Genomic DNA, 6,561 nt, shown 5'->3' with positions numbered 1-6,561 from the left:
GTGGACTGCCGCTTATGCCGACCATTGTCGATTGCCGCCTTCACCGGCTGCTTTCAACTGCCGCTATCGACTCTTGCAGAGAAACAGATACTCCTGCATTTCTGCATTTCTGCATTTCTGCATTTCTGCATTTCTGCATTTCTGCATTTCTGCATTTCTGCATTTCTGCATTTCTGCATCCTTGCACTTTACATCCCTGCATGTCTCTACACCTGCGTTCCTCTAAGCAAACACCCGCAGATGCTGCGGCAGCACTTCGAACACGCCCGGCAGACGCCCGCCTAGTTCGCCATCCAAATTCAGCAGCACGTTGTTCGGCGAAGTTACTTCCAACCGCTGTGTGCGGAAATAGATGAGATTGGGATCGTTGAAATGATCTCCACGCTGCGCCATTGAGACTACGCGGATCAGTTCAGCCAGGTTGCACTTTTTGAGCAGAATAACGTCCAAATGACCGTCATCGATCCGCGCACCCGGCATCAGTTTTTCAAACCCACCGACCGAATTTGTGTTTCCGATCAGGAAGATCATAAATTCTCCTTCGATCGGAGACTGACCTGCGGCATCAATCTTCAGCTGCATTGGCGTCAGGTTAACCATCTTCTCGACACCTTTGAAGTAGTAAGCGAGCTGTCCGATCATCGTTTTCAAGCGGCTCGGCACCTCGTAAGTCAATTCCGTCAGCGATCCGCCGCCCGCAATGTTGATAAAGAACCGGTCGTTCGCCCGCCCCACGTCGATCGGCCGCGATTCGCCCCGCAGCACCAGATCGCAGTAATCTTCCCACTGGCGGGAAATACCGAGCGCTCGGGACAGATCATTCGTCGTACCCAGCGGAAACACACCCAATTCCGGTCGATGCGGCTGATTTGCCAAACCGTTTACGACTTCGTAGATGGTGCCGTCGCCGCCCGCGGCGATGACGATATCATAACCGCGCTGCGCCGCATCGGCAGCTGCGAGGGTCGCATCGCCTTCACCGGTTGTCGCATGCACCGTTGTCTCGATTCCGCCTTCGTCGAGGCGCTGCAAAATATCCGGCAGCCGTCGGCGCATTTCTTCACGACCGGATGTCGGATTATAGATCAGCCTCGCTCTTCTCATCTGTCAAACTCCACCTGTTCTTTATAAGTTCTTGCCGTCCGTAGTCTGCTCTACCTAGCAATCTACAGAAACGTCGGCTGTTGATACAACTCGAAGCGAAGGCCGCCCAGTCGGGACCTTCGCTTCTTTGATGTATGGATCCATTCTATTATGCGTGTGTCTGTTCTATTACTTGTTTTCCTGCTCTATTGCTCGTTTTCCTGCTCTACTGTTTGTATCTCTGTCCTATTGTCCGTCTATCTCTTCAGTGAGCCCGCCGAGCAGTTCTTCAACCTGCCGCTCAATCCAGATCGGCAGCAGCGGGTGAGGCAGAAGTGCATCTCCGGTATACCCATACGTTAACCCCTCGAGTTTGCGGGGAATCACCGTTTGCAAAAAGTATCCCGTACTCAGGAACAGCGGAGCGATCAATACCCTGCGGCCTTTGTCGATCCATTCCTGAACCTTGGTCCGCACATTGTCGGGATTCAGCAGTGCGTAATCACAGACCAGACCGCTTGTCTCGCCTACTCTTTTCGCCAATGCAGATGCACCCTGCTCCCAACGCTGCCGGAATCCATCGTGAATGCTGCCATGGCCGACCAGCAGAATCACTTCATGTTCCGGCTGTACTGAAACAGGCGATATTTTGTCCCATACCATGCGTGCCACATCCGGATCGTCGCCCATCGGGCGGCCAACATGCATGCGTGCCGCGATGTGGAAAGGTTCGAGATCTGTTTCCTTATCCGGTGCATCCTTGATCCCCAGCGCATATTCAATCTCGTCGATATGCGTACTTCCTTCCGATACGAACAGCATCACGGCGAGAATATCCGTGACGCCTTCCGACTCCAGCGCATCAATGCCATCTTGAATCGACGCACCTTCCACATTGCCCAGAAACGACACTGCGACCGGCATATGTTCTTTGATTCTGACTTCGCCGGCCGCCTCTTCAACCGCCTGCACCCATTCGGGCTGCGGAGAACCGTGACTGATAAGGAGAGCGCCCGTTTTCATCATGGTCGTTACCTTCCCAGACGATCAAGCGACATTTTGTAGCCGTCGTTGCCGTAATTCAGACAGCGCTTCACCCGCGAAATCGTTGCCGTACTGGCGCCCGTCTCCGCTTCAATCTGGTTATACGTACTGCCCTTGCCGAGCATGCGTGCCACTTCAAGACGCTGCGAAAGCGACTGAATTTCGTTGACTGTGCACAGATCGTCGAAGAACACGTAGCACTCCTCGATGTCCTTGAGCGTAAGAATCGCTTCGAACAATTGATCGACCGTTTTATCGTTTAACTTTTTCAGCTGCACTGAAAGATCATCCCCTACCGTTTACTGGTTATAGACTCAAAGCGATGAACCGCCAAGATTTCCGGCTGTCGAAACGCTTTCGATACCGGTGTCATAAGCCCTAAGGCCAGAATAGTTATGCTTACTTTATTATTGTAGCGGCCTAAGTTATGTTTTTCAAGCGTTACCGATTTCACGCGATGCAGACCGAATGCGTTCGTGGACACTTTTGATCGCTGGCGCATCGCATTTTTCTATTTAAACCATCCTCTGCGCCAGAACCAGCCGATCATCATTCCACCTAGGAGCAGCATTCCGCCCAGCACGATGAAGTATCCATATTCATGGCGAAGCTCCGGCATGTTTTCGAAATTCATTCCGTAGATACCGGCGATCAGCGTCAGCGGCATAAACACCGTCGTAATAACCGTCAGCGTCTTCATGATTCCGTTCATCCGGTTTGAATTAAGCGAGATGTAACTGTCGCGCAGGTCGGCGGTCATTTCCCGGTTTGATTCGATCATCTCCGACAGCTTGAGCAGATGATCGTAAATATCGGTAAAATACACCCGGTATCTCTGCTCATCGTCGACATGCTGCGAATTGATAATCCGGTACAGCAGATCCCGCATCGGCACGATCGTGTGATGCAATTTAAGCAGTCGTGCCCGCAGGTCGAACACTTGGGCAAGCAGCTTGTCTACCGACTCCCGGCGCCCTCTTTCCTCCAGGTCGGCCAATTCATCTTCTATGCCGAATACGCAGGGGAAATATTCATCTACCAGCGCATCAAGCACCAGGTAAGCCGCCATGACCGAATTCGTATTCCTCTCCGGATCGACTGCCCGCGTACGGATCCGCTCCCAGGCTTCGTCGATCTCGCTCATTCGTTCGAAATGGAAGGTAACAAAAAAAGTGTCCCCGAGGAACATGTCGACTTCGCCGGCTTCCTTGCCGCCTTTTTCGAGCGCATGGGTGATCAGAAATACGTATTTTTCGTGCGGGTCCATTTTCGGGCGCTGCACGTCATTTAGACAGTCTTCGATTTCAAGCGGATGAAAATGAAAATAGGTATCGAGCAGCTCTGTTTCTTTCGCCGTCGGCGCAGAAAAATCGACCCAGAACCATTCATAATCCGACGGCTCAAGCTCTTTCAGTGGAATATCGAGTTTAACTTGATGATCGTGAGTTACCGCAAGCGTCCGAATCACGGCAGCCGCCCTCCTTGTATCTGGAATCGATTCGGCGTTTCGCGGCCATGTGTCTTCCAGCCGTGGACGCCGATCCTCTTCTTCTATCGTAATCGCTGGGCAGTCCGCTTGCAATCTTCATTAAATCGAAATTTTTGCGTCATTCGTCCATTCCTTCAAGCTAACAATTCCTTCTGTAGACGTGTAAAAAAAAATTTTGTTATACTTCTGTTATTCTATTAGGCAGAGGGGTTTCTTAATGGCCAAAAAAGTTACGATGCAGCAAATTGCCGATCAGCTTGGCGTATCCAAATTTGTCGTTTCCAAAGCACTGTCCGGCAAAGGCGGCGTCAGCGAATCGACCCGCGAACGAGTCATCCAGGCTGCTTCGCAGCTCGGCTATTTCACGCAGCCTCATGGCTACGGGAAAAATCGAAAGCAGCCTTCCGACCCGGCGGTTCCTTCGACCCGGCAGTCCGTACTCGTTCTTATGCCAAATGTACGCTTTCAGACCCCCGAATCCCTCTACTGGGGGAAAATTCTGAATGGTGTTACCGAGACGCTGGAAGAGAACGGTCTGGGTGTCGTTATTATTTCCGAACAGCGAGTAGATGCCGTTACCGGCATTCTGAATCCCGACGGCTTCCTCGGTCTGATCGGCATCGGTCAGATTTCGACGCCGCTGCTGCTGGAGGTGCACCGGATCGGTCTTCCGATGGTGCTCGTCGATCACGAAGACCCCCTTGTTCCATCCGATACCGTATTTGCGGACAATATGGATGCCAGCATACGGCTGACCAACCATCTGATTGGCTGTGGGCACCGCAAGCTGCATTTTCTCGGCAGTACCGGATTTTCCCGCAGCTTCCGTGACCGCTGGAGCGGATTTCGCGCTGCGATGGAGGATCATGGACTGCCTGTGCAGGATCGTCTCGATCCAATGAACACCCTGCCAACCACCGAAAAAGCAGAGTTTGAGCCGGAACTGCGGCAGTGGCTGCTCAAACATCGCAAAGGGCGAACTTTCCCTACAGCATTTGTATGCGCCAACGACGATATGGCACTTGTCGCTGCACGGACGTTGACCGATCTGGGACTGCGCGTTCCGGAAGACGTCTCCTTGGTCGGCTTCGATCATATCGACGAGTCCGGCTCATCATCACCAAAGCTCACGACCGTACATGTGCCGAAAGAAGCCATGGGCCGAAGAGCTGCACTGCGTCTGCTCGAACGTGTACGCGATCCGAAAGCCCCACTGGAAAAAATTCTGATCTTGTCGGAATTGGTCCTGCGAGAATCGGTCTCGGAACTTCGCGAATCGGCGGCGGAACTTCGGACGGAAAGTGTTCAGAAGGAGATCCGGCAAAGGAATGAAGAAAACGGCGGGGACGCGGTACTTTCCGACTGAGTGCGACAAGTTCAACCAGACATCCCATCGACAACGATAGCTGCAGCGTTTCAAAAACCTCCTCCTTTTATAGGAAGAGGTTTTTTCGCATAGCTTCTTCTTTTCGCATAGCTTCTTCTTTTCGTATACCGGCTTCTTTCGTATATAGATGATTTCTAATCTCCTAACCTCCCAGCTTTCCTAACCCAGTCGAACCCACATCTCCAGGCAAGCTCTGCTGCTGCTATTATGATACGGATATCTCCAAGCGCCCAGCTTCGGTTCTCGGACATCAGGCACCCGATCGTTCAAGACTCTCCAGTACCACTCATCGTTTTCCTAATTCACGTTGTAATGCCTAATGAAGTCCCAAAACTTCCGAGCAGTTTTCAAGGAGTGATAGAAAGAGAAAGGAATATGAATGAATTTGTTAGCATCTTTTTCTGTATAAATACAAAAAAGTCCAAATTCCGCTGCATCGCGAAACTTGGACTATAAAACGTCAAAGGTTGCATGTTAAGTGTGAAATATTGAGTGTTGAGTGTGAGTACTAAATTATGAGATTAATCGTTTAAAACGTTGCGATCAATCCGACTTAATTCTTCGAATCGGATTCGATCGAAGATAACGACGTCAGCGCCGGTGTCAGGAACGTCTCCGATGGCTCGCCGCTTGGCACATGAACGCGGAAAAGGAAGGCGCCTCCGTTTTCAGGTTCCCATACGATATAATTGTGGAGTCCTTCTTCATTTGACACCTGCAGGAACAGATTTGCACCCGACATCGGACCTTCAAACAGTTGATCCCCCTCATATTCGTTGACTTCACCGTATTTCTCCAGTTCCGTCATTCCTTGCGTACGCAGTTCGTCCCGGTCAAAATCATCGGGCAGCACTTCGATATCCGCATGATATTCCGGGAACGCCGTCAGCATCAACCGATTTTGAGCCGAATCGAACGTATACGCGTCGAACACGTAGAGCGAGTACCCGTCGCCCTGCTCCAATTGAGCCGTACGCTTGTCAGGCATGCCTTCGCTCATCATTTCAAACGACTGCGTGGCAGGACGCTGAGAGACCGAAGCAGAATCGCCAGACGTATTCGCACCTTCGCTTGCAGACGTTTCATCCGTTTTTTCCAATGATTGAATTTCCATCTGCGGTACATCGCTTCCTTCAACCGGATGTTCCACATACTCGAACGAGATCGCGTCGCCCTCTGTAAGACCATCCAGCTGCTTCGCTACGCCTTGAGCAAGCTGAAACGACATCGGCTTACCGTCCACATCTACCTCGATCGTATGCGGATCAGCCTGTCCATTGTAAACGCCCGATGCCGAGATCGCTTTGTGGTTTTCATGATCGGTCTTATCGGTCTGACCATTCTCCGCCGGCGGTTCCTGAGTTGTATTAGTTGGCACTTCTCCCGGTTCCGGTGCCGGAGCATTAGCTTCTCCGCAGGCTGTCAAAGCAAATGTCAGCAGCAGGGCGGATGCCAAACTCATCATTCTGGCAGTTTTGTTCATATCAACACCTCCTTCTCTTTAGACGAAGGATAAGCGCAATAAGTTACATTTTCAAGGGAATTCGAAAAAAAGGCC

At 51.4% G+C, this 6,561-nt stretch carries 6 protein-coding genes; 1 reads left to right on the top strand and 5 read right to left on the bottom strand.

Going from position 1 to position 6,561, the window contains the following annotated elements; genetic code table 11:
• Positions 1–222: 222 nt before the first annotated feature.
• The 4 genes from F456_RS0116510 to corA all read right to left on the bottom strand — a co-directional run bounded on the left by F456_RS0116510 (position 223) and on the right by corA (position 3,595).
• Positions 223–1,104 (bottom strand): diacylglycerol kinase, encoded by an 882-nt coding sequence (locus tag F456_RS0116510; RefSeq protein WP_018978159.1) that lies wholly within the window; start codon positions 1,102–1,104, stop codon positions 223–225.
• Positions 1,105–1,329: 225 nt separating this feature from the next.
• On the bottom strand, positions 1,330–2,109 hold the full coding sequence (locus tag F456_RS0116505; protein ID WP_018978158.1) for a sirohydrochlorin chelatase: 780 nt from the start codon (positions 2,107–2,109) through the stop codon (positions 1,330–1,332).
• Positions 2,110–2,114: 5 nt separating this feature from the next.
• Positions 2,115–2,405: a YerC/YecD family TrpR-related protein gene (locus tag F456_RS0116500; RefSeq protein WP_018978157.1), complete on the bottom strand. Its 291-nt coding sequence runs from the start codon at positions 2,403–2,405 to the stop codon at positions 2,115–2,117.
• A gap of 233 nt (positions 2,406–2,638) precedes the next feature.
• Positions 2,639–3,595 (bottom strand): magnesium/cobalt transporter CorA, encoded by a 957-nt coding sequence (corA, locus tag F456_RS0116495; RefSeq protein WP_018978156.1) that lies wholly within the window; start codon positions 3,593–3,595, stop codon positions 2,639–2,641.
• A 238-nt stretch (positions 3,596–3,833) separates the two neighbouring features.
• Here corA and F456_RS0116490 point away from each other — a divergent pair, with 238 nt between their 5' ends.
• Positions 3,834–4,982 (top strand): LacI family DNA-binding transcriptional regulator, encoded by a 1,149-nt coding sequence (locus F456_RS0116490; protein ID WP_018978155.1) that lies wholly within the window; start codon positions 3,834–3,836, stop codon positions 4,980–4,982.
• A gap of 574 nt (positions 4,983–5,556) precedes the next feature.
• On the opposite strand, the gene F456_RS23740 is transcribed toward F456_RS0116490, so the two are convergent.
• Positions 5,557–6,486, bottom strand: a complete 930-nt coding sequence (locus F456_RS23740; RefSeq protein WP_018978154.1) for a hypothetical protein — start codon at positions 6,484–6,486, stop codon at positions 5,557–5,559.
• Positions 6,487–6,561 lie beyond the last annotated feature (75 nt).

The organism is Saccharibacillus kuerlensis DSM 22868 (assembly GCF_000378145.1).
Taxonomy (GTDB): domain Bacteria; phylum Bacillota; class Bacilli; order Paenibacillales; family Paenibacillaceae; genus Saccharibacillus; species Saccharibacillus kuerlensis.
The sequence above is the reverse complement of the archived record's forward strand: the minus strand, read 5'-3'. Positions and strand labels throughout refer to the sequence as shown.

Bases quoted from the DNA above. Each gene is read 5' to 3' on its own strand.
- F456_RS0116510 (WP_018978159.1), bottom strand. From the start codon at position 1,104: ATGAGAAGAGCGAGGCTGATCTATAATCCGACATCCGGTCGTGAAGAA.
- F456_RS0116505 (WP_018978158.1), bottom strand. From the start codon at position 2,109: ATGATGAAAACGGGCGCTCTCCTTATCAGTCACGGTTCTCCGCAGCCC.
- F456_RS0116490 (WP_018978155.1), top strand. From the start codon at position 3,834: ATGGCCAAAAAAGTTACGATGCAGCAAATTGCCGATCAGCTTGGCGTA.
- F456_RS23740 (WP_018978154.1), bottom strand. From the start codon at position 6,486: ATGAACAAAACTGCCAGAATGATGAGTTTGGCATCCGCCCTGCTGCTG.